The organism is Isosphaeraceae bacterium EP7 (assembly GCA_038400315.1).
Classification (GTDB): Bacteria; Planctomycetota; Planctomycetia; order Isosphaerales; family Isosphaeraceae; genus EP7.
In genome coordinates this window covers 3,636,599-3,659,891 of the sequence record CP151667.1, presented here as the reverse complement: position 1 = coordinate 3,659,891, position 23,293 = coordinate 3,636,599, and the positions used below count along the sequence as shown (strand labels likewise).

The following is a 23,293-nucleotide window of genomic DNA, read 5'->3' as shown; positions in this document are numbered from 1 at the left end:
CGGCCACCACCTCGAACCAACGGCCAACCACACCGGCGCACCAACCCGCCCGAAATTTCAGACAACTGTCCGAAGCAGGGTTGACCTCATGCGACAAGTGTCTTAGGATACCCGACATCAAGATCGAAGGTCAATCCTTCCCACGACCCAATCGCCGGGCTCGACCGGGCTACGCCCCGCGTTCTCGAGCCCGCCGACGACGGACAGCCGGACATGCCGAAGCGACCGCCGACCATCCCCGACTCGGAACTCGACGTCCTCAAGGTCCTCTGGGAACGCGGCCAGGCCACCGTGCGCGAGGCGCTCGAGGACCTCAAGGCGGCCGGCAGGCAGTGGTCCTACGCCACCGTCGCCACGCTGCTCGACCGGTTGGAGACCAAGGGGGTCGTTGCAAGCGACCGCCGCGAGCTGGCCTTCGTCTACAAGCCGCTCGTCGAGGCCCAGGAAGTCCGCCAGAAGCGGGTCAACAGCCTGGTCGACAAGCTCTACCAGGGTGAGCCCGGACTGCTCGTCCTGCACCTCCTGAAGTCGCACCCGCTCGACGCCAGCCAGGCCAGCGAGGTCCGCGCCGTGCTCGAGCAGATGACCGGCTCCGGCCAGTCCGACGACGCCAAGGGCCCCACCAAGGCCGGCTGATCGACCCGAGCCACTGCCCTTTCAACGGAAGCCCCGCCCCGACCGGCCGATCCCGATGGATCGCCCGGCGGAGCCATCTCGCCCATCGATTCGACGCATCATCCGCGTATTTCCGCTTTTCCGAACGAATCCGAGACGAGGAGGACGACCGATGGCCGTGCGTGTCCGCCTGCGCGCCGTTCACGGGGTGGCCCTGGTCCTGGGGCTGGCCCCGTTCGTTAAGCTGGCCGAGTGGGGCTTGACCCCCGGCCCCAAGACGGTGAGGGCCGACTCCGCCCGCGCCGGCTCGATCCTCTTCCGCCGCGACTGGACCGCCGGCGACCGGCTGACCGGCGGCGACGGCCTCGGGCCGGTCTTCAACGCCCGCTCATGCGTCGAGTGCCACTTCCAGGGCGGGGCCGGCGGCGGCGGCACGGTCGACAAGAACGTCACCGTCTACGGCCTGCTCGCCCCCAAGCCCGGCGACCCACGCCCTCCCATCGGCGTGATCCACCGCCACTCCGTCTCCGATGAGTTCCAGGAGACGATGGCGCAGGTTGACCCCACCCTGCCCTCCAAGCCCTGGATGCCCCTGGAGCAGGTCAATGCGCGGAACCTCTCCGGCACCGCGTCCGCCGCCGCGGCCCTCATCACCCAGCGCAACACGCCGGCCCTCTTCGGCGACGGGATCATCGACGCCGTCACCGACTCGACCATCATCGCCCACCAGCGCGAACACTCCTCCGCCGCGCGGCTGGTCGGCCTCAACGGGGCCCTCGACCCCAATGTCCGTGGCCGCGTCGCCCGGCTCGTCGACGGCCGGATCGGCCGGTTCGGCTGGAAGGGGGAATTCGCCACCCTCGGCGACTTCGTCCGGGCCGCCTGCGCCAATGAGCTGGGCCTGTCCAACCCCAGCCGCCCGCAGGCCATCTCGCTGGCCAGCCCCGCACACATGCCCAAATCCGCCAGGCCCGACCTGACCGACGCCCAGTGCGAGTTGATGGCCGACTACGTACGGGCCCTTCCCGCCCCGCGCTCGGTCGTCCCCGTCTCGTCACGGTCGAGCGTCGAGCTGGGCGAACGCGCCTTCGCCAAGGTCGGCTGTGCCGACTGCCACACGCCCGACCTCGGCTCGGCCAGCGGCCTCTATTCCGACCTGCTCCTGCACGAGATGGGCGTCGAGCTGGCCTCCAGCACGGGCTACTACGGGGCGCCACCCCCCTCCCCCGGAGACCTCCCGCCCGGCACACTTCCCTTCGGCGCCGTGGCCCAATCGGCCCTGGAATGGAAGACCCCGCCCCTCTGGGGGGTGGCCGATTCGGGCCCTTACATGCACGACGGCCGCTCGAAAACCCTCGAAGACGCCATCAAGGCCCACGGAGGCGAGGCAGTCGGCTCAGCCAGCCGCTTCGACGAGCTGCCCCCCGCCGAACGCCAGGGCCTCCTCGACTTCCTCGGCACCTTGCGAGCCCCGGCCATCGAGCAGATCGCCGCCCTCGACCTTGGAACGACGAATTAGGAGGGACCAGGACGGCGGATCGGGCGTCATGCTTTCGCGACGCATAAGCATGACGCCCGAGGGCAATCGCCTCCCCCGCAAGGCCCATCCGCCGCGTCCATCCTTCGATCACGAAGCGTGCGAGCCAGCTCTTCCATTCGGCGACGAGAATTTGGTAAGACCGGCTCATCAGTCAAGTCAATCAATTCCCGGGACTTCTGCATGGCTCAGCCGATGCGCCGATCCTTCGCGGAATGGGGCTTGCTCCTCTCGTGCGGCGTGCTCTTCGCGTCCGTCACCCTCCTCGTTGCGTCGTTCCTTTCGAACTGGCCGAAAGATTGCTATGCATTGATCAACGACCGTTGGGGTCGGGGCATTCTGTATGTGCAGGTCCTGGATGGCAGCGTCTATTTCTTCAGCGAGCCGGACTTCGACGCCGACTTCCCCAGGCCATATATCGTCAACCCCCGAACCAACCTCGCACCGAAGATCCAGACGATCCGCTCCTTCTCCGCGCCCGGCTTCGCGTTCAATTCATGCCGGTTCGTTACCGGATACCTGGTATGGTCGCTGGGCTTCTCGATGACCTTCCCCGCCGCGATCTCGTCGCTCATGGCGGCCCACTCTATTCGTCAGCTGCGCCGGGTTCACCGCCTTGCCCCGACGGAGATGGCCGTGGCCCACGAGTCGGATGCGAGGTCGTGATCTTGCGCATGTCGGGGCGACGTAAGCTTCGAAGCCCGTAGTCATGGACACCTGCCAGCACATCCTGTCCTAACCAGAGGCCGTTTGAGAGGTGCGGCAATGTCCAACCCGAGCACCAAGCCGGCCATGAACCCACCAGGCTCCTTGATCTGTTCCTGCGGCCTGACCCTCAAGACGACCGGAGCAACCCCCGGCCGGGTTGGCCGCTGCCCCTCCTGCGGGGCGAGATTCCAGGTCCCCGAGGCCCACGAAGTCCGCGTCCCGGCTCCCCTCGAAAAGGCTCCCGAGCCCCACCAGCCGATCGCCCGCCGGTTCCGCCCCAAGGCCGCCGCCGCCCCTCGCTCACGGGGCTTCCTCAAGCCCCCCGCGACTTCCGAGACCACCCTGGCCCGCAGCTTCCTCTACCCCTTCTGGGGCGAGGAATGCCTGGCCTTGCTCCTCTTCTACCCGCCCGTCCTCTGGGTCGCGACCCTGCCCACGATCGTCCTGTTTGCCCCGCTCCTGACGGGCAACTCGGGCCACGGCTTCGCCCTCCCCGCGATCATCCTGGGCCTACCCTTCGCCCTGCTGACCCTCACCCTTGGGGGTTACATGCTGCTCTACCTGGGCCGGGTGCTCGTCGCCAGCGCGCAGGGCGAGGTCCAGCACCCGCGATGGCCGCAGTGGGACGGCGACGACATTCGCCGAGGCCTGGGCCGCTGGTTCATCGCTCTTTTCGCCGGCCTGGCCGTCGGGGGCCTGCCCATGATGGTCTACTGGCTTTACTGCGGCGACATCGACCTCTTCGACCGCATCATCTTTGTTGAGCTGGGAACCCTCGGGGCCATCTACGCCCTCATGGCCCTGATGGCCGCCCTGCTCCACGAAAGCCCGCTCGCCGCGAACCCGATCACGGTCATCCAGGCCATCTACCGGGTCGGCTGGGGCTACCTGATCCCCTGCCTCGTCGCCGGCGCAGCCGCCACCCTCTCCATCGGCCTCTTCGACTTCGCCCTCAACGCCAGCCACCCGATCACGGCCGCCCTCGGCCTCTGGGCCTGCTGGGTCATCACCCTTGACCTGGCCCTCGTCGTCATGAGAATCCTCGGCCTCTTCTACCGCCGCCACGCCGCCGCCCTGGGCTGGATCAGCGACCGGCCACGATGGGGGGCCTGACGTTCCGCATCCGATCAGTCGACCACCCTGGGCGACGTGCGGTGGACGTGCAGGATGACGACTACCTCATCGCGAACGACGAACAAGATCCGATAGTTGTGGGGATGACGGCGTATCCCGAATGCCAGCTCACGGACGACCTCGGACGATCCGCCGGATTCGGGCGCGACCGGGCAGCGGGTCGGGAAGAGCGTCAGCGTGCCGATCTGCTTGAAAAGCTCCCCATACCACGTCTCCGCCACCTCCTTCGAGAGATGCTCGCTCAACCACGAATGCGCTTCGTCCGCCTGAACAAGTGCCTGGGCCGCTATCTGGATTTTGTCCATCAGATCGTAATCCCGTGCGTTGACTTCACGTGAGCCTCGAACTCATTCAGGCTACTCAAACGCCCGGCCGCAACGTCCTCCAGTCCCCGCCGGATACCCTCGGCAACCTTGGCGTCTTCCAAGGCATCGAGCAGCTTCTGATACGCCACGGCATCCTGAACCACGAGTTCCGACTTGCCGTTGGCGGTCAGGACGATGGGCGTCCCCGTTTCCTTCAATTTCTTGAGGAAGTCGGGGGTGTTCTTCTTGAAATCGACCAGGGAATGGACATCGCGGCCAGCGCCCATGATCTCGCCTCCGTAGCGACTCGAAAAGAATGATATTTGATAGAAATCTCACCCGGACCTCGGCCCGTGAGGAGTCCGATCCATTCGTACTGTTTCATTACTGTCGCGATTTCGGGCAGGTCTTCGGCGTTGAGTGGGAGGAAGGCGAAAAGCCCGCTTTCAAATGCTTTTGGAGCGTTTGTGGACGCCCGAGCCCCGACCGAAGTTCGCCCGCCTCGAAGGCCGGGCGCTGTTAATGGTGCGGCCATTCTCAAGAGCGAACGATCGGCTTGACAGGCGTTCTCATTGATGAGGCTTCTCCAGGAAATGTCCGAACAAATCTCCGAGAGTCATGCCTGAAATATCAGGCAAGATCGACGACGGGGGCCTCTTCCCACATATCCTCTCGAGCGCCCACATGCAGCGCTCACGCTCCCAACAGTCGGAGATGCCATGCCACCAGAGTTTCATCGCAATAAAACACTCATCTTGAGGGATGAAGCGAGGAGACTTCCAGATCATCTCATCGCCGATCGCCGTAAGCATCGGCTCGATGTGAGAGGCATTTGGTAACGCTGCCTCCCAGAGTTCGATAACCGTGGATTGACATCTCGTTGCCAACAGCGGTTCGACGGCTGACTCGTTCCATTGGTTATTCAGCCAGCCAGACCACCTGAGATACGAAGGAACTGTCGACAGAAGCCCTCTTGTCAACGGGGGAATGGGCCGGCCTTTGCTGAAGATCATCGCCATGTCCTGAAGTCATGGGCTCTCCAGACATTCACTCCCCGAATCCTTCCATATGGATTGGGTTGGTGCTGAGGTCGGTCGGCAAGCCCTTGGCCAACCCGAGAATGCCGAGCTTGCGGGCGAGGTCGAAGCAATCCGGCTGAGGCGCCTTCGCCTTGAGATGCTCCCTCAACGCAGCCCGCACAACCTCCGAAGGGCTCACACCCTCGGCCCTCGCGGCCAGGTCCAATTGTTCTTTCAGGTGCGGGTCGAGCCGCACGTTGATCCGGTCCATCTCCCGTCCCTCCTTCGCCGCCGATCCTTCCGATATCGTAACCCAGGTGCCAAGGAGAGATTGGCCTCTGGGCGGCAAATGACCGAAAAACCTCGGCCCGCAGCGATTCACTTCCCCGGCAAAGGCAACCCCAGCACGGCCTTGCAGGCGGCGGCCACGGCCTGGCCGGCGGCTTGCAGCATCTTGGCGCCTCGGGCGGCGTTGGCTTGCTCGGGGTAGCCGACGGCCCCGTGGTCGGTGGCCTGGGCGAAGTCTCGGGCCCAGAAGAGGCCGGTCATTCCTTCGGGGGTGGGGCAGGGGTCGTCGAGGATTTCGGCGGTCTGCACCAGGTCGGGGCGGAGGTGCATGATCATCGAGGTCTCGATCTCGCAGGCGTGGCCCATCACTTTGCGCGGGCCTTCGCAGAGGGCACCGATCTCGGCCTGGGCGATCTCCCAGTAGGCGGCACCGGTCAGGATGGCGTCGGGGTAGTCGTTGTTCAGGCGGCGGAGCGCGACGTGCAAGGGGTCGATGTTGCCGCCGTGGCCATTCAGGAGCATGATCCGGCGGAAGCCGTCCTTCAGGAGCGGACGGAGCAGCTCGATGAGCATGGATTCATAGACGGGCAGCGGGGCCGTCAGCGTGCCGCCGAAGGGGAGATGGTGGTCGCTGGCGCCCATCCAGAGCACCGGGAGCATCAGGACCTGTCCGGGCAGGGCCGCTTCGGCGATGTCGGCGACGGCGCCCACCAGGATCGCGTCGGTGAAGACGGGCAAGTGGCGGCTGTGCTGCTCGCAGGCGGCGATCGGCGCCACGATCAAGGTCTCTTCGCGGGACACCTTGCGCAGGGCCGGTGCGGTCATCTCGGCGAATTTCATGGCGGCTCCACGTCGCTGGGCGGGATGGATTGGGGTGGGATGAGAGAGACGGGGGTGATCGGCGAGGAGAGGCGGGCCGTTCAGAACCAGGCCTGGAGATTGATCAGGATCAGGATGGCCAGCAGGTAGTAAATGACCAGGCCGGTCGCGTCGACCAGGGTCGAGATGAGCGGGGCCGAGACGAGCGCGGGGTCGATGCCGAGGCGCCTGGCCAGCAGGGGGACGAGGGCACCCACGCTGTTGGCCCACATGCAGATGCACAGGATCGTCAGGCCGATGACGGCGGCGAATCGGACCTGCCCGTGCATCAGCCAGGCGAAGCAGAAGCCGATCAGGCCCAGCATCGTGCCCATCATCGTGCCGGTCAGCCACTCGCGCACCAGGACTCGCCAGCCGTCCTCCTTGGAGATCTCGCCCAGGGCCAGGCCCCGGATGATCGTGCCGACGGTCTGGCTGCCCGCGTTGCCGCCGATGCCGATGAGCAGGGGGACGAAGACGTCGAAGTTCAGGTGCTCGAACCTCTGGTCGACATACTTGAACGAACGCAGGACGAAGATGGTGATGGTGCCGGTGAAGAAGAGCATCAGCAGCCAGCCGATCCGGCGCCTGACGGCGTTGATGATGCTGCCCTGCCAGTAGGGATGGTCGTCGGTCCCTTCCGAGTCGCTGGTCACGCCGCCGAAGGCCAGAATATCCTTGGTCTGCTCGCGCCTGAGGATGTCCATCGCGTCGTCGTGGGTGACGATGCCGACGAGCATGTCCGAGTCGTCCAGCACGGGCACGGCGAAGAGGTCGTAGCGGTCGATCGTGCGGGCGACGGCCTCCTGGTCCTCGTCCACCCGCGCGACGATCGCGTCGTGCTTCATGATGTCTTCGATGATCGCATGCGGCCGGGCCAAAATCAGGCGCTTCAGCGAGACGAACCCCAACAGCCTGCGCCTGGTGTCGACGACGTAGCTGTAGTCGATCATCTCGCGGTCGGGCGCCTCCTGCCGCACCCGATCGAGGGCTTCGCGCACCGTCAGCCTGGGGGGCAGGGTCACATAGTCGGTGGTCATCACGGCGCCGGCGGTGCCGGGCTCGTAGCTGGCCAGCCTGCGGATGTCGTCGCGCTCGGCCTGGGCCAGGTGGGGCAGGATCTGCTCGACCAGGTCCTCGTCGAGCCGGTTGACCAGGTCGGCCCGGTCGTCGTGGCTCATCAGGTGCAGGAGCGCGGCGGCCTGCGTCGGGGTCATCGCCGAGACCAGGCGCTCCTGGCGCTCGTGGTCCAGGTAGCTCATCACGCCGGCCTGCTCGCGGCCGGGCAGCAGCGCGTAGAGGGCGTCCCCCTCGGCTTCGTCGAGGTCCTCGATGATCTCGGCGACGCGTGCCGGGTGGTACTCGGCGAGGAACTCGCGCAGCGCGGAGTCCTCGCCGGCCTGCAGCAGCTCTCGCAGGTCGGGCACGAGCAGCGGATTCCGCAGCATCAAGGCACTCTCCCCGTGTCGCGGCGGGCCCGCGACGTCGTCAACGCGGCCCGATCACATCCCTGCCCAGGATCGGCCGCAGCACTTCAGGTACGTCCACCAGGCCGTCGGCCCGCTGATAATTCTCCAGGATCACGATCAGGGCACGGCTCAGGGCCACGGCCGTGCCGTTGAGCGTGTGCACGAACCGAGTCCCCTTCTGGCCGGCCGGCTTGTAGCGAATGCCCAGCCGACGCGCCTGGTAGTCGGTGCAGTCCGACGTGCTGGTCACCTCGCCGTACTCGCCCGCCTCGCCCCGGCCCGGCATCCAGGCTTCCAGGTCGAACTTGCGGTAGGCCGGGCCCCCCAGGTCGCCCGAGCAGATATCCAGGACCCGATACGGGATACCCAGCCCGCCAAAGAAGTCTTCCTCGGCCTGCAAGATCTCGGCGTGTATCGCCCCCGACTGCTCGGGCGTGGTGAACGCGAACATCTCCACCTTGCTGAACTGGTGGACCCGATAGAGACCCTTGCTCGCCCGGCCGGCCGCCCCCGCCTCGGTCCTGAAGCAGTGCGACAGCCCGACGTACTTCAGCGGGAGCTTCGCCTCGTCCAGGATCTCGTCGGCGTGCATCCCCCCTAGGGTGATCTCCGCCGTCCCGATCAGGCACAGATCCGTGTCGGCCACCGAGTAGACCTGCGTCTCCTCCCCGCGCGGGTTGAAGCCGATCCCTTCGAGGATCGACACCCGCGCCAGGTCGGGCGTGCTGATCGGCGTGAACCCGGCCTTCACCAGCATATTGAGCGCATATTGCTGGAGGGCCAGCTCCAGCAGCACCGCCTCGTTCTTGAGGAAGTAGAACCCCTGCCCCGAGACCTTCGCCCCCGCCTCGAAGTCGATCAGGTCCAGCCGCTTGCCGATCTCCACGTGATCCAACGGCTTGAAGTCGAACGTGCGGGGCGTGCCGACCTTCCGCAACTCGACGCTCTCGCCTTCCAGCGCGCCGATGGGCGTGTCGGGGTGGGTCATGTTGGGGATGCGCCCCAGCGACGTTCTCAGCGCGGCGTCCAGCCCCTTCAGCTCGTCTTCCGAGCCGACGACCTCGGCCTTCAGCCGCTTCCCCTCGAGGACCAGCTCGGACCGCGCGTGGCCGTCCTTCTCGCGGCCGGTGGCCTGCGCCACCTCGTTCTGCCGCCGGCGGATGCCTTCCACCTGCTGGAGCAAGGCCTTGTGCCGGCCGTCGAGGTCCACGATCCGGTCCAGCTCGCCCACGACATCGGGCGCCACGTTGCGGTCGAGGCAGTTTTTCTTGACCGCGTCGAGGTTGGCCAGGACGAATTTCAGGTCGAGCATGGGGGCCTTCGCTTCCACTTCGACGTCTTTGAGCCGACGCGACGATGCCTATCAAAGTCAAAGGGCCGGGTTCTTCTCGCCCCTCGGGGCTCAAGGCCGCGGCGACCACGCCCCTAATCCGGCCGAACCGTTGGCCGCCGGCCTCCAGGGGCCGAGGCGGGCCACGATCGCCGTTGGGCTGGGCAAGCGGCACGCGGCCGACTCGGCACCTTAACCCCGGGCGGACCGAGAGTATAGCAGACCCCGACGGCCGGGCGACGGCCGACCCGGCCAAACCCTCCTCCGACCCGGATCAAGGGCCTTCGCCTCGCGGAATTTTTCCCCTATAAACCCCGCAAACCAATCATCTCCCCAGATCGCGTCGAAAAATCCAATCTCTCGTCGCAACCCCTTCAACAGACAGCTCGACGAGGGCGAATCGTGGCGCCGCCGGGGCAGTGCCTTGCTGACCCGAGTGGCGAAACACGAGGACGTTGACGGGACACGACGGACGAACCCCAGGATTGCCACAATCCTCGCGATCGACGCCGGAAATAGTTACAAGAAATGAGGGCAACCGATGAACTTTTGTCACTGCTCACAGGGCAGTGCAACCCGAACTTGAATTTATTTTTCGACTCAAGTCCTGTCAGGTACCTGCCGATTTATCGGCCGCCCATCCCCGGGAGACTTTAGGCACGCACTTTGCTCTCAAGTTCTCCCGAGTCGAACGCCAAGCCGTCCGGACGGCCCTCCTGGGAGGATCAACGGATGCCTTCTGGCGCGTCGGTCTGCCTCTCGGATTTGCTCCACTCTGTTTCGCAACTTCGTCAGATTTTCGACGCCAGACGTGGTATATAGAGAAGTACCGCAGTGTCATGTTGCCACGGGAAGGCAACCGTCCCCTCGGCGGGTATTCACTCCCTCGGACGCAGTGTCAGGCAACCGCCTAGGATGGCCAAGTCACGGGAACTTAACCTCCCATGGCGGCCCGACACGACGACCAAGGTTAGCAGTTCGCATTCATCTATTTCTATGATCGTCTGCGGGAGGAGGGGACCCTTTCCCATGAGCTTTATTCAGCGATTCCTCGAGCGGGTCTTGCGTAATAATCCCGGTCGCATGCCCCGGACGAGCTTCGATGATCTGAGCCAGGATCAGCTCGACGCCCACCTGAAGGTCGGGCAGTACGGCGAATTCACGCTCACCGACGCCGTCCGGCCGTCCATCGGCCTCGAGGTGATCCCCCGCGAAGGGTATCGCCGCGACGTGTACCGCGACCCCGAGTCGGGCAGCACCATGCCCGTCCTGGCGGCCAGCGTCTCGGCCGACAAGCTCTTCGACGTGCTCATGGACCTTCTCGACCCCCTGGGCGACGAGGTCGACGTGGTCATGGAGTCCAGCCACCAGAGCGAGCCGGGCTCGCACGCGGATATGTACCGCGAGCACATGGACACGGTGATCCTCAAGAGCACCCTGTACGACTACGAGCAGCTGCTGCTGCACGACGGCTGCACCGGCCTGGCCGCCCTGAACCCCGGCGGCCCGATGGAAGTGCAGTTCGACGAGCACAAGCTCCTCTTCGTCTACGCCCATGACCTCGACCCGTTCGAGGAGATCCTCCTCAGCCACGGGATGAAGCGGGACGACACCCTCAAATTCATCTCCGAGGCCGAGCATCTCCACTCGACCGACGACGTCTACCGCGACCAGTTCGAGGAGCTGCGTTACCGCCTGGGCATCGACGTCTGAGCCGGCCCGTTTCGAGAACCTAACGGGACAACCGAGGCGGTACGAGGCGGGCCCGATGGCCACCCTCGCACCGCCTCCGTCGCGCGCCCTGGGGACGCCCGCCCGCGTCGATTTGACCCGCCAAGCCCCGCCGTCGTACCATCTCCTCATGGTCTGGCCCGCTCGACTCGTCGCATGGCGAATCGGCCGGGGCCTCCGGATTCCGGGCCCGGGAGCTTCGATCGGAATGCTGGGTATGCGATCAGTCGCCTTGGTGTCGGGCCTGCTGTTGGCCCTGGTGTTGGAATCGGGCTGCGGCGGGCCGGCGGCCGACGAGCCGGGCGTGGGCAAGGCCGCGTCGTTCAAGGGGGTCAAGCTCGTCGTCGGGATGGTCGGCGCCGAGGGCCTGAAATCGGCCGTCGAAGGCCAGCGAGGCGAATGGGCGGCCACCCGAGGAGCCGAGGTCAGCGTCCGCCAGGAACCCGTGGACCTCAAGGTCCTCGGAGGCGTCGACCTCCTCATCTTCCCGGGCGAACGCCTGGGCGACCTCGTCGACGCCGGCGTCCTGGCCGTCATCCCCGACCTGGCTCTCAAGCCCAGACCCAGGGCCGAATCCGAATCGACGGCCGATCCGGCCAAAGTCGAGGAGACCGACTCCTTCAAGGCCGGCGACCTGATCCCCGTCTATCGCGACCAGGTGACCCACTACGGCGCCGATCGGTTCGCCCTGCCGCTGGGCGGCACCGGGTTCGTCCTCGTCATGAATCGCGCGGCGCTCGACTCCGAGGCCAGCAAGGCCGCCGCCAGCTCGGCCAAGGTCGAGCTGGCCCCTCCCGCCACCTGGAGTCAGCTCGACGCCCTGGCCGCCGCGCTCAACGGCAAGGACTGGAGCGGTGACGGCCAGCCCGACTTCGGGATCGCGCTCGCCCTGGGCGACGACACCGAGGGGACCGCCGACGCCCTCTTCCTCGCCCGAGCGGCCGCCGCGGGCCAGCATCGCGACCAGTATTCGTACCTGTTCGAGTCCGACACGATGGTCCCGCGCGTCGCGTCCCCCCCGTTCGTGGAAGCGATGGCTGCCCTCGTCAAGCTCGCCCCATCGGGCCCGCCGGGCATGAACAAATTCGACGCCAAAGCCGCCCGTGCGGCGTTCGCGGCCGGCAATGTGGCGATGCTCGTCGACCGCGCCGAGCGTGCTTCCGAATGGGGCGACGCCAACGCGATCGCAGTCGCCCCCCTGCCCGGCTCGTCCCGCGTCTACGATCCCGCCCGCAAGGCCTGGGAATCGACCGAGTCCCCAAACCAGGCCAGCTATCTGCCCGACGGCGGGGGCTGGCTCGTGGGGGTGGCGGCGAAGCTCGACGGCCCGTCCCGCGTTGCGGCGCTCGACTTCGCCCTGTTCCTGGCCGGCCCCGACACCACCAATCGCCTCCGCGCCGACCGCGTCGCTCCCCAGCTCGCCACCCGCAACGCCCAGCTCCGCCAGGGGTTGCCCAATCCACGATCGGCCCCCGGCGTCGACGCCCGCCAGTGGGCCGAGGCCGTCGAGAAGACCTTGCGGGCCCCTCGGGTCCTCCCAGGCCTGCGCATTCACGACGCCGCCGGCTACCTGTCCGACCTGACCAAAGGCCGACTCGCGGCCCTCGCCGGCACGCCCGCCGACAAGGCCCTGGCCGAGGTCTCGGCCTCCTGGGATCGGCGCACCGACCTCCTCGGCCGTGCCCGCCAGGTCTGGCATTACCGCCGGACCCTGAACACCCTGGAAACCGCCGCCCAGCCCCCCGCACGCTAGGTTCACGGGCGAGATCAATCATGTCCGACGACGCTGGATACGACTCGACCCCGATGGGCAACGTCGACACCGAGCTGCGCCAGCTCGTCGGCCTGTTCGACACCCCAGCCTTCGCCCGCCGCGGCCAGGAGCTGGAACACGTCCTGGCCCGCCTGCACGACCGCTGCCGCCGCGAGCGGGCCGGCATGCTCGACATGGTCCAGGTCCGCCTCCGCCAGTGGTCCCGCGCCGTGACCGGCCCCGAAGCCTGGCCCGCCGCCTTCGACCGCCCCATCGAAGTACTCTGGCCCCTCGCCGGCGCCGAGCCCCCCCGTTGGGCCGATCAGCCCCTCTCGCCGAGGCGCATCCAGACCATCGCCGCCGAGCTGATCGCCAGCCTGGAGCGTTTCAACCGCCGCTGGTCCGCCTTCCTTCGCGCCCTCGACCTCGACCGTGCCAACCGCCTCATCGACCAGTACAACAAGTACTACGTCCTCGAAAAGGAATGCACCCTCGGCTCCCCCCGCCTGGCGGCCCGCTTCTTCACCCCTTACCCCCACCTGACCACCACCACACTCCTGGACGAAGCCCAGTACCCCCTCCTCCCTGTCCCGAACCTCGTCAACTGAACCCCCAGACCCGGTTTGATGCCAGAAATCACCATTCAAGCCTATTTTTGCCGATCCCCAAAATAGGCAGGACAAAACCCTCATCCCTCAGGACTATCTCAATGGGCCTTTGTCGAAAACCAACGTAATCTCAAGCCCCACATGGACCACCAGATCAAACCCAACTCGGCGCGGAACGAACCCAACTCGGCGCGGAACGAACCCAACTCGGCGCGGAACGAACCCAACTCGGCGCGAGGGTTCTGTCGAGGGCGGAATGACCGACCTAACGATGCACTGGACCGACGATGACCTCGACCATTCCCCACGACGCCCCCCCGACGACCTTACGACTCCTGCGGGGGGTGATCTTCGACATGGACGGGGTACTCGTCGACTCCGAGCCGTTCATCGCCGAGGCCGCCTCGCGGATGTTCGCCGAGAAGGGCTTCACCGTCGGCCATGAGGCTTATCGGCCGTTCGTCGGGATGGGCGAGGATCGGTTCATCGGCGGCCCGGCCGAGGCTCTGGGCATCCCGCTCGACCCGGTCGCCGACAAGGCGCGGACTTACGCGATCTACATCGAGCTGATCAAGGGGAAGCTCGGGCCGCTGCCCGGCGTCCACGACTTCGTCGCCGAGTGCCGTCGCCGAGGGCTGGCAATCGCCGTGGCCTCCAGCGCAGATGCCATCAAGGTGAACGCCAATCTCTCCGCGATCGGCCTGCCCCCGGACCGATTCGACGCGGTGGTTGACGGGCTGCAAGTCGCCCGCAAGAAGCCGGCCCCAGACATCTTCCTTGAGGCCGCCCGCCGCCTGAATCTCCCGCCGGCCAACTGCCTCGTCGTGGAAGATGCCATCGCCGGAGTGGCCGCCGCCAAGTCGGCCGGCATGCGCTGCCTGGGGCTGACCACCACCTTTAAGGCCGACCAGCTTTCCGAGGCCGACTGGACCGCCGCCGACCTGGCCCATGCCCCGGTCGCCACGATCGACTGGTGACCTGGCCCGCAACGCTTCCTCCCACGAGGTCCAACCGTCGATGGCCGAGATCCGCCTGCACGTCGTCGTCGAGTATGAAGGCCGGACCTACGCCGAACGGCTGACCAGGCCCGCCTCCGCGCGGCTCGACGAGGTCGTGCGCGAAGTCCTCAGGCAGCACGGCCTCTGGCCGGACACCGCCGCCTGGGTCGTCCGGTTCGGCCGCGAGGTGCTCGACTGGGGGCAGACCGTCGACGGGGCCATCCCGGGCGCGGCCGACTGGGAGTTGATCCGGCTGGACGTCCGGATCAGGCCCGGCGGCGAGCCCCTTCCCAGTCCCGAGATCAACCGCCCCGACACGCCCCCTGCCCGTGGGCCGATCCGTGTCCCACCGCTCCAAGGCCCGCCCGCGCCGGCCGTGCCCCCCTTTCTCGCGCCCCCTATGCTCGTCTCGCCCGCATCGCCGCTCCCGCCTTCGGGCCTCTCGCCCGAGATCCGGGTCGAACCGCCCGCCCCGGAAGTCCCCGCGGTCAGGCGCCTGGGGACGGTCCGCTACTTCCGCCGGATGAACCCCGACCGCCTCTTCCCCCTGCGAGTCATCGTGTCGAAGGACCCCGTCGAGGCCATCGACCGCGCCGGGGTCGACCAGCGCACCGCCGACCCGTTCGACATCGCCATCGGCTCCGATGTCGAGGTCGAGCCGATCCTTCCCGGTTGCGACTGCTACCCGCCGCGCATGCCCCTGCGGATCGAGGCCGGCGACGTCGAGGCCACGTTCTGGGTCACCCCGAAGGTGGTCGGCGACATCGAGCATGCCCAGGTCGTGATTCGCCAGGGGGGCGTCCGGCTCGCGGCCATCCCGCTGCAAATCCAGGTCCGGCGACCTCGCGCGGCGATCGTCGCGGCGAGCTTGGCGGTGGTCCTGCCGTTCGGCCAGGCGCTGCTGCGGCTCTACCGGCTCGACTTCGAGTCTCAGGCCGAGCAAGGCTTCTCGATCTACGGCCGGCTCCTGCGCACGGCCGCCTCGTCGCTCTCGCCCGAGCTGCTGGCCGTCGGCCTGTTCGCCGCGGCGGCCCTGCTCTACGCGCGGTCCAGGCCCAGGTCGGCCGACGCCTTCTGGGAGCCCCCCCGGCCGGTCGCCTGAAGCGAGGACGTCGGGTTACAATCGAACCAAAGGGCCGGCGACCGCCGGGCACCGCGCCGAGACGTGGGGGATGGCCGAATGCCGGTTCTCGACCGCGAGGAATACATCGAGCAGGCCCACTTCTTCGAGGCCTTCCGCGAGCGGATGCTCGACGGGGTTCCCTCGCAGGACATCCTGGCGCGCATCGGCGAGGAGCTGCTGACCACCACCAAGCTTCCCATGGCCGTCTCGTTCCTGCTCAGCGAGGTCAAGGGGAGCGGCCTGATGAGCCCGGCGATGGCCCGCCTGGGCCACTACTTCGCCCCCTTCCAGACGCACGTCATCGCCCAGGCCGAGCTCGACTTCAGCCGGTTCTCGATGGATCAAGCCCTGCTCATCCTCCAGCGCGAGTCCAAGTACCGCGCCGACGGTCCCTCGGCCCCCGGCCTGTTCGTCTACCAGTTCGAGGCCCTCTCCCGCAACCGCCTGGGCTACGGACCCGGCCTGGCCGCCATGGCCGACGACCCGTTCTACTCGGCCGAGTGGTCCGACTACATCAGGCTGCTCCGCGCCCGGCTCGGCGACGTCGACTTCGCCGACCTCATCTACGTCCGGTCCGAGCTTTACGTCAAGGACTGCCTCCGCCGCACCCCGGACTACATCCCCAAGTTCCCCATCCTCTTCGGCGAGAAGGAAGGCCGGATCGCGCGTGCCAACCGCGGCCGAGATCCGCTCTACCTCTTCTCGGCCCTCCAGCGCCAGCTCGGCTACCCCGAGGTCCCTCGACCCCGCCGCGCCGACGAGGTCGAGGCCCGGATCATCCTCCTGGAGCAGCGGGTCGCCCAGCTCGAGAACCGCCTTAAGGGCCTGGAAGGCGACATCCGCGACGACATCGACATCAGCCAGTTCGCCGTCAAGCCCGAGGATACCGCCGGGGCCCCCGCCGGCTGGGGCATCAAGACCCTCGAATAAACGAATTCGACCGACCTAGTCCGAGGCAACCCAGCATGAACCGACGACTCGCCGCCGCCTTCGCGCTCGCCCTGATGGGTGCCGGCCCGGCATTCGCCGGCTCCCTTAAATTCGACCGGTTCGTCCTCGACGAATCCATCCCCGACGGCTACCAGGTCGAGGTCGCCGACGTCAACGGAGACGGCAAGCCCGACGTCGTCGGCCTGGGTGGCGGAACCAGCGCCTGGTATGAAAATCCGAGCTGGACGAAGCACATCATCACATCCGGCACGCAGACTCCGGGCATCATCAGCACCGCCACCGCCGACCTCGACGGCGATGGCCGCGCCGAGGTCGCCATCGCCTATGAGTTCTCGATGAACGACCCGACCAGGGGCAAGCTCGGCCTGGCCACCCAGAAGGAAGGGCCCGACGGCGGCTGGAGCTTCCGCAAGCTGGCCGACCTTGGGAGCATCCACCGCCTGCGCTCGGGCAACTTCGGCGACGGCCCCGGCCCCACCCTGGTCGTCGCACCCATCTTCGGCCGATCGGCCAAAGGCCCGGCCTTCGACCAGGAAGGCGCAACGCTCAGGCTCTTCCGGCCCAGGCCGGGTCAGGGCGAGGTCGAATGGGCCGGCCGCACGCTCGAGCCCGCCTTCCCGGTGATGCACGCCATCGACGTGATCGACTACAACGGCGACGGCCGATCCGACATCCTCACCGCCAGCCAGGGCGGCGTGTCCCGCGTCCAGGTCGACCGCCCGGCCAAGGACAAGTTCATCGTCACCAAGCTGGCACCCGGCGCCCCCCAGTCGGCCCCGCGCACCGGCTCCAGCGAGGTCCACCTCGGCCGGATGAAGGGGGGCCGCAGGTTCCTGGCCACCATCGAGCCCTGGCACGGCACCGAGGTCGTCATCTGCCCCGAGACCGAGCCCGGCTCGGGCCGATTCGGCGAGCGGCAGGTCCTCGACGCGTCCCTCGTCGACGGCCACGCCCTCTGGGTGGCCGACGTCGACCGCGACGGTGATGACGAGATTTTCGCCGGCTTCCGGGGCAAGGGAACCAGCGTCTTCGCCTACGACTGGGACGGCAAGGCCTGGACGAAAACCGTCGTCGACGCCGCCATCGCCGCCCAGGACCTGCGCGGGGGGGACCTCGACGGCGACGGCACGCCCGACGTCGTGGCCATCGGCGGAAAGACGCATAACCTCGTCTGGTACAAGCCCCTCAAGGCCGAGCCGACGCCATGATCGAGGGCCCAAACCGCAGTCAATCCAAAGCTCGACGCCCGGTCGTGCCGATGATGAGGCTAAGGACACTGCCGGCGCGGAGTCGCCGGCCGCGTAACCCCTTGCGCCAGGACGGCAGCCAGCGAGGGCCCGCCATGCGGGAGCGGACACGATCGATCAGGCGACGCGCGGCCCTGGCCGCGCTGCCGCTGGCCTCGCTGGCCGGCCCGGGCTGCGCCTCGACGCTCTGGCAGCATGCCGGCGACGACGCCCAGGTCGTCCAGGTCGCGCACCTCGACGCCGAAGCCACCACTCCCCCGCAGCCGATGGCCACCCGGATCGCCGGGGTCCCCGCCGGCGACGGCCTGGCGAAGGCCTCGCTGGATACCTTGATCCGTCACGCCCTGGCCGAGAACCGTGAGGTGCAGGCCGCGCGGGCCGACGTACTGGCCCTGAGGGAGCGCATCCCGCAGGTCACGGCGCTCATGGACCCGATGACGCAGAACACCATCTTCCCCTTCCCCAGCAACGGCCCGCAGTACAGCCTGATGGGCTACATGCCCTATGATCTCATGATCACGCAGCAATTCCCCTGGTTCGGCACCCTCCGCCTCAGGGGCATCTCCGCCGGGCAAGAGGTGCGATCGGCCCTGTTCACTCTGGCCACCCGACAGCTGGAAGTCGTCGCCTCGGTCAAGCAATCCTACTATGAGCTGGCCTACAACCGGCAGGCCGCCGCGATCCTGGCCCGCAACCGGACGCTCGCCGAAGACGTGGCCGAGATCGCCCGGGTCCGCAACCGCTCCGGCAACTCGGGCCGGCAGGATGTCCTCCGCGCCGAGGCCGCCGTCGCCGAGCTCGACCGCGAGCGAATCGACATCGATCGCGGCCTGGCCGAGTCGAGCGCCGCGCTGGCCGAGCAACTCCATGTCGACCCGAGCACCGCATTCGACGCCCCCGCCGAGCCCGTCCCGGCCGCCGCGCCGGCCGCGCTCGACCGCCTGCATCAGCTCGCCGCGGCCAGCCGCCCCGAGCTCCAGACCAGGCTGGCCGACCTCGCCCGCGACGAGACCGAGGTCGCCCTGGCCCGCAAGCAGTTCTACCCCACGGTCGATCTCGGCATCGCGTACAGCCTGATGACCAGGCGCAACGCCATGTCCCCCATGGCCGACGGTCGCGACAACGTCGGCTTCGTCGTCGGCTTCAACCTGCCCATCTACCGCAAGAAGTACCGGGCCGCCGTCTGCGAGGCCCAGGCCCGCGCCATGGCCGACGCTCGACGGTATGAGGCCGACCGCGACCGCACGTTCCGCGAGATCACCGACCTCTTCGCCCAGGCCAGGAGCCAGTCGGAGAGCGCCCGCGTTCTCCGCGACGAGGTCCTCTCACGCCGCGAGCAGGCCCTGGAGCTGGCCGCCAGCGACTACCGCGCGGGCAACACCGACTACGTCTCCCTGAACACTGCCCGCCAGGAAGTGTTGCAAGTCCAGCTCCAGCTTGCCCGCCTTGAAGCCGACCTCGGCCAGTCGCTCGCCGGTCTGGAGCAGGCGGTCGGCGTGCAACTGGGCGAGAACCCGCCGGCGGCCCCGCCCGCCGAAATGCAGCCGCCCCCCGAGACCACCACGCCCGGCCCGTTCCCGGCCGCCGAGCCCGAGCCCGCTAGCGCAGTCCCTCGCTGAGATCCAGCCGCCCTCGCAGGTCGGACACCTTCGACGCATCGGTCGCGTCGAATCGGTCCTCGGGCGGCCGGAACGATCCGCCGAAGCTCACCGCCGGCCGGGCCGAGGTCGACGGGTCGGGCCGGCTCCCACGCAACGACGCGTGGACCTGATCGCAGTCCGTACGCTCCAGCACATCCGCAAGCGTGAACTTGTTAATCCCCCCCGCCGGCAGGATCTCGATCCGCCCCGCCGCACGCTCGATCAGCCGCGAGATCAGGGCCGCACCCTGGTAGGCGGTCTCCTCCTGGCCGCTGGTCATCACCCGCCGCACGCCCAGGTCGATCAGCTGCTCCAGCGCCCGGAACGGGTCGGGAACCACGTCGAACGCCCGGTGGAAGACCGCCTCTCGGCCAGCCGCCTGGCCCATCAAGATCCGGCAACGCTCAAGGTCGACCTCGCCCGACTCATGAAGGACACCGAATGCGAAGCCGTCGGCACCGTGCTCCAGGGCCAAGTCCAGGTCGCGCCTCATGACATCGAAATCGGCCGTACTGTAGCAGAAGCCCCCGGGGCGCGGGCGGATCATGGGGATCAAGGGGAGGCGGACTGCGCGGCGGACCTCGACGAGGGCGCCCAGCGAGGGGGTCAGGCCCCCCAGGCCGAGCGCCGCGTTGAGTTCCAGCCTGTCCGCCCCGCCCGCCTCGGCGACCTTCGCGTCGTCGACCGAGGCGATGCAAACTTCCAGCAACACACGTCGAGACTTGGATTCGATCATCGGCTCACTTCAGGCTCATCAGGAAGTCGAGCAGGTCGCCGGCCTGCTGCGCGGTCAGGTCCTTCAGCAGCAGCTCGGGCATCAGCGACTTGGCCTGGGGGATGAACTCCTCGACCTGGTCGGCCGGCACGCGGATGGTCTGCTCCTGCGGCCCCCGCATCACGACCTCGTCGGCCGACCTGGAGACGAGCATCCCGGTGTGGACCTGCCCGTCCTTGCTTTCCAGCAAGTAACCCACATATTTGGGGTCGACCGAATGCGACGGCTCCATGATGTGCCTCAGGAGCTCGGGGCGGGTGTACTTGACGCCGATCTTGGCCAGGTCGGGGCCGAAGTCCAGGCCCACGCCGTCGAGCTTGTGACAGCTCTTGCATTGCGTGCCCGACTCCTTGAAAAGGGCCAGGCCGCGGGCCGGATCCCCCTTCGTGGCCAGGATCACCGCAGGGTCGATCGAGTCGCCCAGGCGCTTCACCCGATCGGCCTCGGGCAGGAATCGCTCGAACAGGTCGCGGATCTCGACCTGCGTCGATGCGCTCGCCTTGGCGATCGCCTGTCGCTTGGCGGCCGCGTCGAGCCGGTCGTTTTCGACCAACCTCATCAATTCCAGGGCGCCGCTGGTCGAGGCGAGGAGCGTGTCGATCGGCGGGGCCTTGGTCTCCACGGCCGAGCCGCGATTGGCCACCTTGGGCGGCTCATTCCCCTTCGACGGCAGCGTCTCGATCCAGTCGTGGATCAGGGCGACGCCCCGCTCGTCGACCAGGTTCGACCCCATGCGGGGCATCCGCCCGCCGCCCGTCTTGCAGATCCGGTAGTAGAGCACCGAGCTGTCGGGCTCGCCCGCGGCGATGATCTTGGCGCCGGAGAGGTTGAACGTCCCCTGAATCGGCCGGACGTCGATCGCGTTGGTCTGATCGAGCATCACCGAGTTCGACAGCACGATGTTGGCCGAGCCGCCGGCGCCGAACTGGTGGCAGTGCGAGCAATTCACCTGGAGGTACGACCGCGCCCGGTCCTCGAGCTTCGCTTTCTTGTCGTAGGGGTCGGCCATCTTCGCCAGGCCGGGTTTGCCCGCGACCGCGCCGATCGGCGACTTGAACAGACCGATATGTTCAAACGTGCGAAGCTGATTGTCGACCTTCCCCTTGCTGAACTCGTGGCTCTTGTTCCACTGGCCGGTCGACACCGCCAGGGGGGAGGCCGACGGCCGGCCGAAGATCGTCGTCTTCTTCTCGACCCATGGGTTGTGGCAGATCAGGCATTCGACCCGGCTGGAGACCCGATAGGCCTGGGTCCGCTTCCCCCCGGGGGCATCCGCGTCGACCACCTGGAACGAGAGGTTGGTGCCGGCGGCATCGGCCAGGGTCGCGTCTTCCTGGAGGCTATCCCAGACATACGAATAGGGGCGCCAGCTCCCCTCTTCCAGGTGCAGGACCTGCGTCTCGATGTTCTTGCGGCTGGCGGGCTTCCCCTTCTCCAGCTCCAGGCCGACCGTGCGGGCCAGAACCGTGCCGTCGGGGAAATTCCAGCCGCCGCGGTCACTCACCTCGATCTGCTCCTTGCCGGGCAGGGCCAGGTAGCGACTGCCGTGGGCCCCGTCGGCCCAGAACTCGGCGTTGATCGAGTAGGGCAGGACGCCGGGGGCGGGGACCTGCTCCTTGGTCTGCGAGAACAGGCCGGTCTGGCTCAGCTTCCTGGGGAACTTGACCGTCGCGCCGGCGGCCGGGTTGGGCACGAACTTGTACAATTGCTGGGTCCGCTGATGGTCGAGCGCGTACAACTCGCCCGCGTTGTCCTCGCCGAAGGCAACCAGTTGCAGCGGCGTGCTGGCGATTACCTCGTTGCTGACCGTCTTCGTGCCGTCGTGCTTCAGGCCCCACACGGTGCCCGTCTGGTAGTCTCCGTAAACATAGAGGCCCACCAGTCCGGGCAGTGCCTTGCCTCGGTAGACATATCCGCCGGTGATCGACGACGCCTCGGAGTGCGACAGCGAGACGGCCGGCGGCGAGATCGGCGTCGGCCCGCGCTTCCCCTCGGCGTGGACGGGCTGAGGCCCCTCGACGATGCTCCAGCCATAATTCCCGCCGCGCTCGACCCGATAGATCATCTCCCAGAGTTCCCAGCCGACATCGCCCACCCAGAGCTGACCCGTCTCGCGGTCGAAGCTCATCTTCCAGGGGTTGCGCATGCCGTAGGCCCAGACCTCGGGCCTGGCGTCCTTCAGGTCAACGAACGGGTTGTCGGGCGGCACGCGATAGGGCTTGCCCTTGTCTTCATGATCAACATCGATGCGCATGACCGAGGACAGAAGATCGCTGATGTCCTGGCCCGTCATCAGGGAGTCGGCGGGCGTGGGCCGCTCGGCGTCGCCGGCGGAGAAGTAGAGATAGCCGTCGGGCCCGAATGCCAGGCAGGCGCCGTTGTGGCCGCCGCCAAGCCAGGTGATGATCAACTTCTCGCTGGTGGGGTCGATCTGCGGCGGGTCGGTCTTCGTCATCGTGAACCGAGAGAGACGCGTGCCGTTGGGATCGGCATCCTTCTCGACGTAGCAGACGTAGACGTAATGATTCTGCGCAAACTTGGGGTGGAACGTCAGGCCGTAGAAGTTCGACAGGCCGGGCCGGACCGTCTTCAGATCGAGCGCCAGGTCGGCCTTCTCGCAGTTCGGGTCGACGGGGAACGAGAGGATCTTGCCCTGAACCTGGCCGACGAACAGGCGGTCAATCCCCGGGGCAGCGGCGACGACGACCGGAGACTGGAACGTCAGCTTGGGAAACGCCGGCGTGACGAGATAAGGTGCGGGCGGCTCGGGGGTGCCGGAGAAGTTCGAGGTGGTCCAGGGGACGCGACGCTCGAGGCCGAACGGGCGACCCGACGGCCTCGCGGCGCCCGACCCGCGTTTCTGCGCAGGGGGCTCGGCCCGGGCTGGGGTGGCATCGGCGGCAAGTGAGGCCAGCATGGCCAACATCGGCAGCCAGGCGGCGCAGCCTCGCGGGCAGATCCTTCGCATCGGGCGACCCTCGATCGACGATCCTCGGCCGCGTGCGGGCGCGGGCCCGGCTCCGGGGCGGCTGGATCTCGGCGTTTGCGGTACGGGCGGAGACGACAAGAAGGGTGGATCCGATTCAGCATACACAGACCGAGGGCGGCCGCCAGGGGGTGGTCGCCGATTCAGCACGCGCCAGGCTCGGGCCGCGTTTCGCCGTATTTCTTCGTCAAGACCAGGAGCAAACGAAGGCGGCGGCC

20 protein-coding genes are annotated in these 23,293 nt (G+C 67.5%); 12 read left to right on the top strand and 8 right to left on the bottom strand.

Translation table 11 applies throughout. The features are described from left to right. Nucleotides 1–213: 213 nt before the first annotated feature. The 4 genes from EP7_RS14160 (at nt 214) to EP7_RS14145 (ending at nt 3,973) form a co-directional block, all read left to right on the top strand. The gene (locus EP7_RS14160) at nt 214–636 is read left to right on the top strand and encodes a BlaI/MecI/CopY family transcriptional regulator (protein ID WP_463521739.1); all 423 of its coding nucleotides are present in this window, start codon (nt 214–216) and stop codon (nt 634–636) included. A 151-nt stretch (nt 637–787) separates the two neighbouring features. Next, complete coding sequence (locus EP7_RS14155; RefSeq protein ID WP_463521737.1) at nt 788–2,134, top strand: di-heme oxidoredictase family protein; 1,347 nt, start codon at nt 788–790, stop codon at nt 2,132–2,134. A gap of 201 nt (nt 2,135–2,335) precedes the next feature. After that, complete coding sequence (locus tag EP7_RS14150; protein WP_463521735.1) at nt 2,336–2,818, top strand: hypothetical protein; 483 nt, start codon at nt 2,336–2,338, stop codon at nt 2,816–2,818. A 99-nt stretch (nt 2,819–2,917) separates the two neighbouring features. After that, nucleotides 2,918–3,973, top strand: coding sequence for a hypothetical protein (locus tag EP7_RS14145; protein ID WP_463521733.1), 1,056 nt, complete (start codon nt 2,918–2,920; stop codon nt 3,971–3,973). Between the two features lie 14 nt (nt 3,974–3,987). Here EP7_RS14145 and EP7_RS14140 read toward each other — a convergent pair whose 3' ends face one another. The 6 genes from EP7_RS14140 to serS all read right to left on the bottom strand — a co-directional run bounded on the left by EP7_RS14140 (nt 3,988) and on the right by serS (nt 9,245). Continuing rightward, complete coding sequence (locus EP7_RS14140) at nt 3,988–4,299, bottom strand: type II toxin-antitoxin system RelE/ParE family toxin (protein ID WP_463521731.1); 312 nt, start codon at nt 4,297–4,299, stop codon at nt 3,988–3,990. After that, a complete protein-coding gene (locus tag EP7_RS14135) occupies nt 4,299–4,586 on the bottom strand; it encodes a type II toxin-antitoxin system Phd/YefM family antitoxin (RefSeq protein WP_463521729.1) in 288 nt (95 codons plus the stop codon). The genes EP7_RS14140 and EP7_RS14135 overlap by 1 nt, the downstream gene beginning before the upstream one ends. Before the next feature lie 760 nt (nt 4,587–5,346). Beyond that, nucleotides 5,347–5,589, bottom strand: a complete 243-nt coding sequence (locus tag EP7_RS14130) for a ribbon-helix-helix domain-containing protein (RefSeq protein WP_463521727.1) — start codon at nt 5,587–5,589, stop codon at nt 5,347–5,349. Between the two features lie 107 nt (nt 5,590–5,696). Then, a complete protein-coding gene (locus EP7_RS14125; protein WP_463521725.1) occupies nt 5,697–6,446 on the bottom strand; it encodes a creatininase family protein in 750 nt (249 codons plus the stop codon). 80 nt (nt 6,447–6,526) lie between these two features. Beyond that, a complete protein-coding gene (gene mgtE / locus EP7_RS14120) occupies nt 6,527–7,912 on the bottom strand; it encodes a magnesium transporter (RefSeq protein WP_463521723.1) in 1,386 nt (461 codons plus the stop codon). Nucleotides 7,913–7,952: 40 nt separating this feature from the next. Then, a complete protein-coding gene (serS, locus tag EP7_RS14115) occupies nt 7,953–9,245 on the bottom strand; it encodes a serine--tRNA ligase (RefSeq protein ID WP_463521722.1) in 1,293 nt (430 codons plus the stop codon). A 1,047-nt stretch (nt 9,246–10,292) separates the two neighbouring features. Between serS and EP7_RS14110 the strand changes: the two genes are divergently transcribed. From EP7_RS14110 to EP7_RS14075, 8 genes are all read left to right on the top strand, one after another. Further along, nucleotides 10,293–10,976: a hypothetical protein gene (locus EP7_RS14110; protein ID WP_463521721.1), complete on the top strand. Its 684-nt coding sequence runs from the start codon at nt 10,293–10,295 to the stop codon at nt 10,974–10,976. Between the two features lie 226 nt (nt 10,977–11,202). After that, the gene (locus EP7_RS14105; protein ID WP_463521720.1) at nt 11,203–12,747 is read left to right on the top strand and encodes an extracellular solute-binding protein; all 1,545 of its coding nucleotides are present in this window, start codon (nt 11,203–11,205) and stop codon (nt 12,745–12,747) included. A gap of 20 nt (nt 12,748–12,767) precedes the next feature. Beyond that, nucleotides 12,768–13,355, top strand: coding sequence for a hypothetical protein (locus EP7_RS14100; protein WP_463521719.1), 588 nt, complete (start codon nt 12,768–12,770; stop codon nt 13,353–13,355). Nucleotides 13,356–13,642: 287 nt separating this feature from the next. Next, nucleotides 13,643–14,332: an HAD family hydrolase gene (locus tag EP7_RS14095; protein WP_463521717.1), complete on the top strand. Its 690-nt coding sequence runs from the start codon at nt 13,643–13,645 to the stop codon at nt 14,330–14,332. Nucleotides 14,333–14,372: 40 nt separating this feature from the next. Next, nucleotides 14,373–15,455, top strand: a complete 1,083-nt coding sequence (locus tag EP7_RS14090; RefSeq protein ID WP_463521715.1) for a hypothetical protein — start codon at nt 14,373–14,375, stop codon at nt 15,453–15,455. A 78-nt stretch (nt 15,456–15,533) separates the two neighbouring features. Next, the gene (locus tag EP7_RS14085; RefSeq protein WP_463521713.1) at nt 15,534–16,406 is read left to right on the top strand and encodes a hypothetical protein; all 873 of its coding nucleotides are present in this window, start codon (nt 15,534–15,536) and stop codon (nt 16,404–16,406) included. 35 nt (nt 16,407–16,441) lie between these two features. Continuing rightward, complete coding sequence (locus EP7_RS14080) at nt 16,442–17,635, top strand: FG-GAP repeat domain-containing protein (protein WP_463521711.1); 1,194 nt, start codon at nt 16,442–16,444, stop codon at nt 17,633–17,635. 134 nt (nt 17,636–17,769) lie between these two features. After that, nucleotides 17,770–19,293 (top strand): TolC family protein, encoded by a 1,524-nt coding sequence (locus tag EP7_RS14075; protein ID WP_463521709.1) that lies wholly within the window; start codon nt 17,770–17,772, stop codon nt 19,291–19,293. Here EP7_RS14075 and EP7_RS14070 read toward each other — a convergent pair. Both EP7_RS14070 and EP7_RS14065 read right to left on the bottom strand, forming a co-directional pair. After that, complete coding sequence (locus EP7_RS14070; protein ID WP_463521707.1) at nt 19,274–20,050, bottom strand: copper homeostasis protein CutC; 777 nt, start codon at nt 20,048–20,050, stop codon at nt 19,274–19,276. The genes EP7_RS14075 and EP7_RS14070 overlap by 20 nt on opposite strands. Before the next feature lie 4 nt (nt 20,051–20,054). Beyond that, nucleotides 20,055–23,057 carry a PQQ-dependent sugar dehydrogenase gene (locus EP7_RS14065; RefSeq protein ID WP_463521705.1) on the bottom strand — a complete coding sequence of 1,001 codons (3,003 nt, stop codon included), beginning with the start codon at nt 23,055–23,057 and terminating at the stop codon, nt 20,055–20,057. Between the last annotated feature and the right edge of the window lie 236 nt (nt 23,058–23,293).

What these genes read in the sequence shown, in the direction of transcription:
- EP7_RS14130 (WP_463521727.1), bottom strand. Translation starts at nt 5,589, where the DNA reads ATGGACCGGATCAACGTGCGGCTCGACCCGCACCTGAAAGAACAATTG.
- EP7_RS14110 (WP_463521721.1), top strand. Translation starts at nt 10,293, where the DNA reads ATGAGCTTTATTCAGCGATTCCTCGAGCGGGTCTTGCGTAATAATCCC.
- EP7_RS14075 (WP_463521709.1), top strand. Translation starts at nt 17,770, where the DNA reads ATGCGGGAGCGGACACGATCGATCAGGCGACGCGCGGCCCTGGCCGCG.
- EP7_RS14090 (WP_463521715.1), top strand. Translation starts at nt 14,373, where the DNA reads ATGGCCGAGATCCGCCTGCACGTCGTCGTCGAGTATGAAGGCCGGACC.
- EP7_RS14155 (WP_463521737.1), top strand. Translation starts at nt 788, where the DNA reads ATGGCCGTGCGTGTCCGCCTGCGCGCCGTTCACGGGGTGGCCCTGGTC.
- EP7_RS14150 (WP_463521735.1), top strand. Translation starts at nt 2,336, where the DNA reads ATGGCTCAGCCGATGCGCCGATCCTTCGCGGAATGGGGCTTGCTCCTC.
- EP7_RS14080 (WP_463521711.1), top strand. Translation starts at nt 16,442, where the DNA reads ATGAACCGACGACTCGCCGCCGCCTTCGCGCTCGCCCTGATGGGTGCC.
- serS (WP_463521722.1), bottom strand. Translation starts at nt 9,245, where the DNA reads ATGCTCGACCTGAAATTCGTCCTGGCCAACCTCGACGCGGTCAAGAAA.
- EP7_RS14070 (WP_463521707.1), bottom strand. Translation starts at nt 20,050, where the DNA reads ATGATCGAATCCAAGTCTCGACGTGTGTTGCTGGAAGTTTGCATCGCC.
- EP7_RS14125 (WP_463521725.1), bottom strand. Translation starts at nt 6,446, where the DNA reads ATGAAATTCGCCGAGATGACCGCACCGGCCCTGCGCAAGGTGTCCCGC.
- EP7_RS14140 (WP_463521731.1), bottom strand. Translation starts at nt 4,299, where the DNA reads ATGGACAAAATCCAGATAGCGGCCCAGGCACTTGTTCAGGCGGACGAA.
- EP7_RS14135 (WP_463521729.1), bottom strand. Translation starts at nt 4,586, where the DNA reads ATGGGCGCTGGCCGCGATGTCCATTCCCTGGTCGATTTCAAGAAGAAC.
- EP7_RS14065 (WP_463521705.1), bottom strand. Translation starts at nt 23,057, where the DNA reads ATGCGAAGGATCTGCCCGCGAGGCTGCGCCGCCTGGCTGCCGATGTTG.
- EP7_RS14095 (WP_463521717.1), top strand. Translation starts at nt 13,643, where the DNA reads ATGACCTCGACCATTCCCCACGACGCCCCCCCGACGACCTTACGACTC.
- EP7_RS14100 (WP_463521719.1), top strand. Translation starts at nt 12,768, where the DNA reads ATGTCCGACGACGCTGGATACGACTCGACCCCGATGGGCAACGTCGAC.
- EP7_RS14105 (WP_463521720.1), top strand. Translation starts at nt 11,203, where the DNA reads ATGCTGGGTATGCGATCAGTCGCCTTGGTGTCGGGCCTGCTGTTGGCC.
- EP7_RS14160 (WP_463521739.1), top strand. Translation starts at nt 214, where the DNA reads ATGCCGAAGCGACCGCCGACCATCCCCGACTCGGAACTCGACGTCCTC.
- EP7_RS14085 (WP_463521713.1), top strand. Translation starts at nt 15,534, where the DNA reads ATGCCGGTTCTCGACCGCGAGGAATACATCGAGCAGGCCCACTTCTTC.
- EP7_RS14145 (WP_463521733.1), top strand. Translation starts at nt 2,918, where the DNA reads ATGTCCAACCCGAGCACCAAGCCGGCCATGAACCCACCAGGCTCCTTG.
- mgtE (WP_463521723.1), bottom strand. Translation starts at nt 7,912, where the DNA reads ATGCTGCGGAATCCGCTGCTCGTGCCCGACCTGCGAGAGCTGCTGCAG.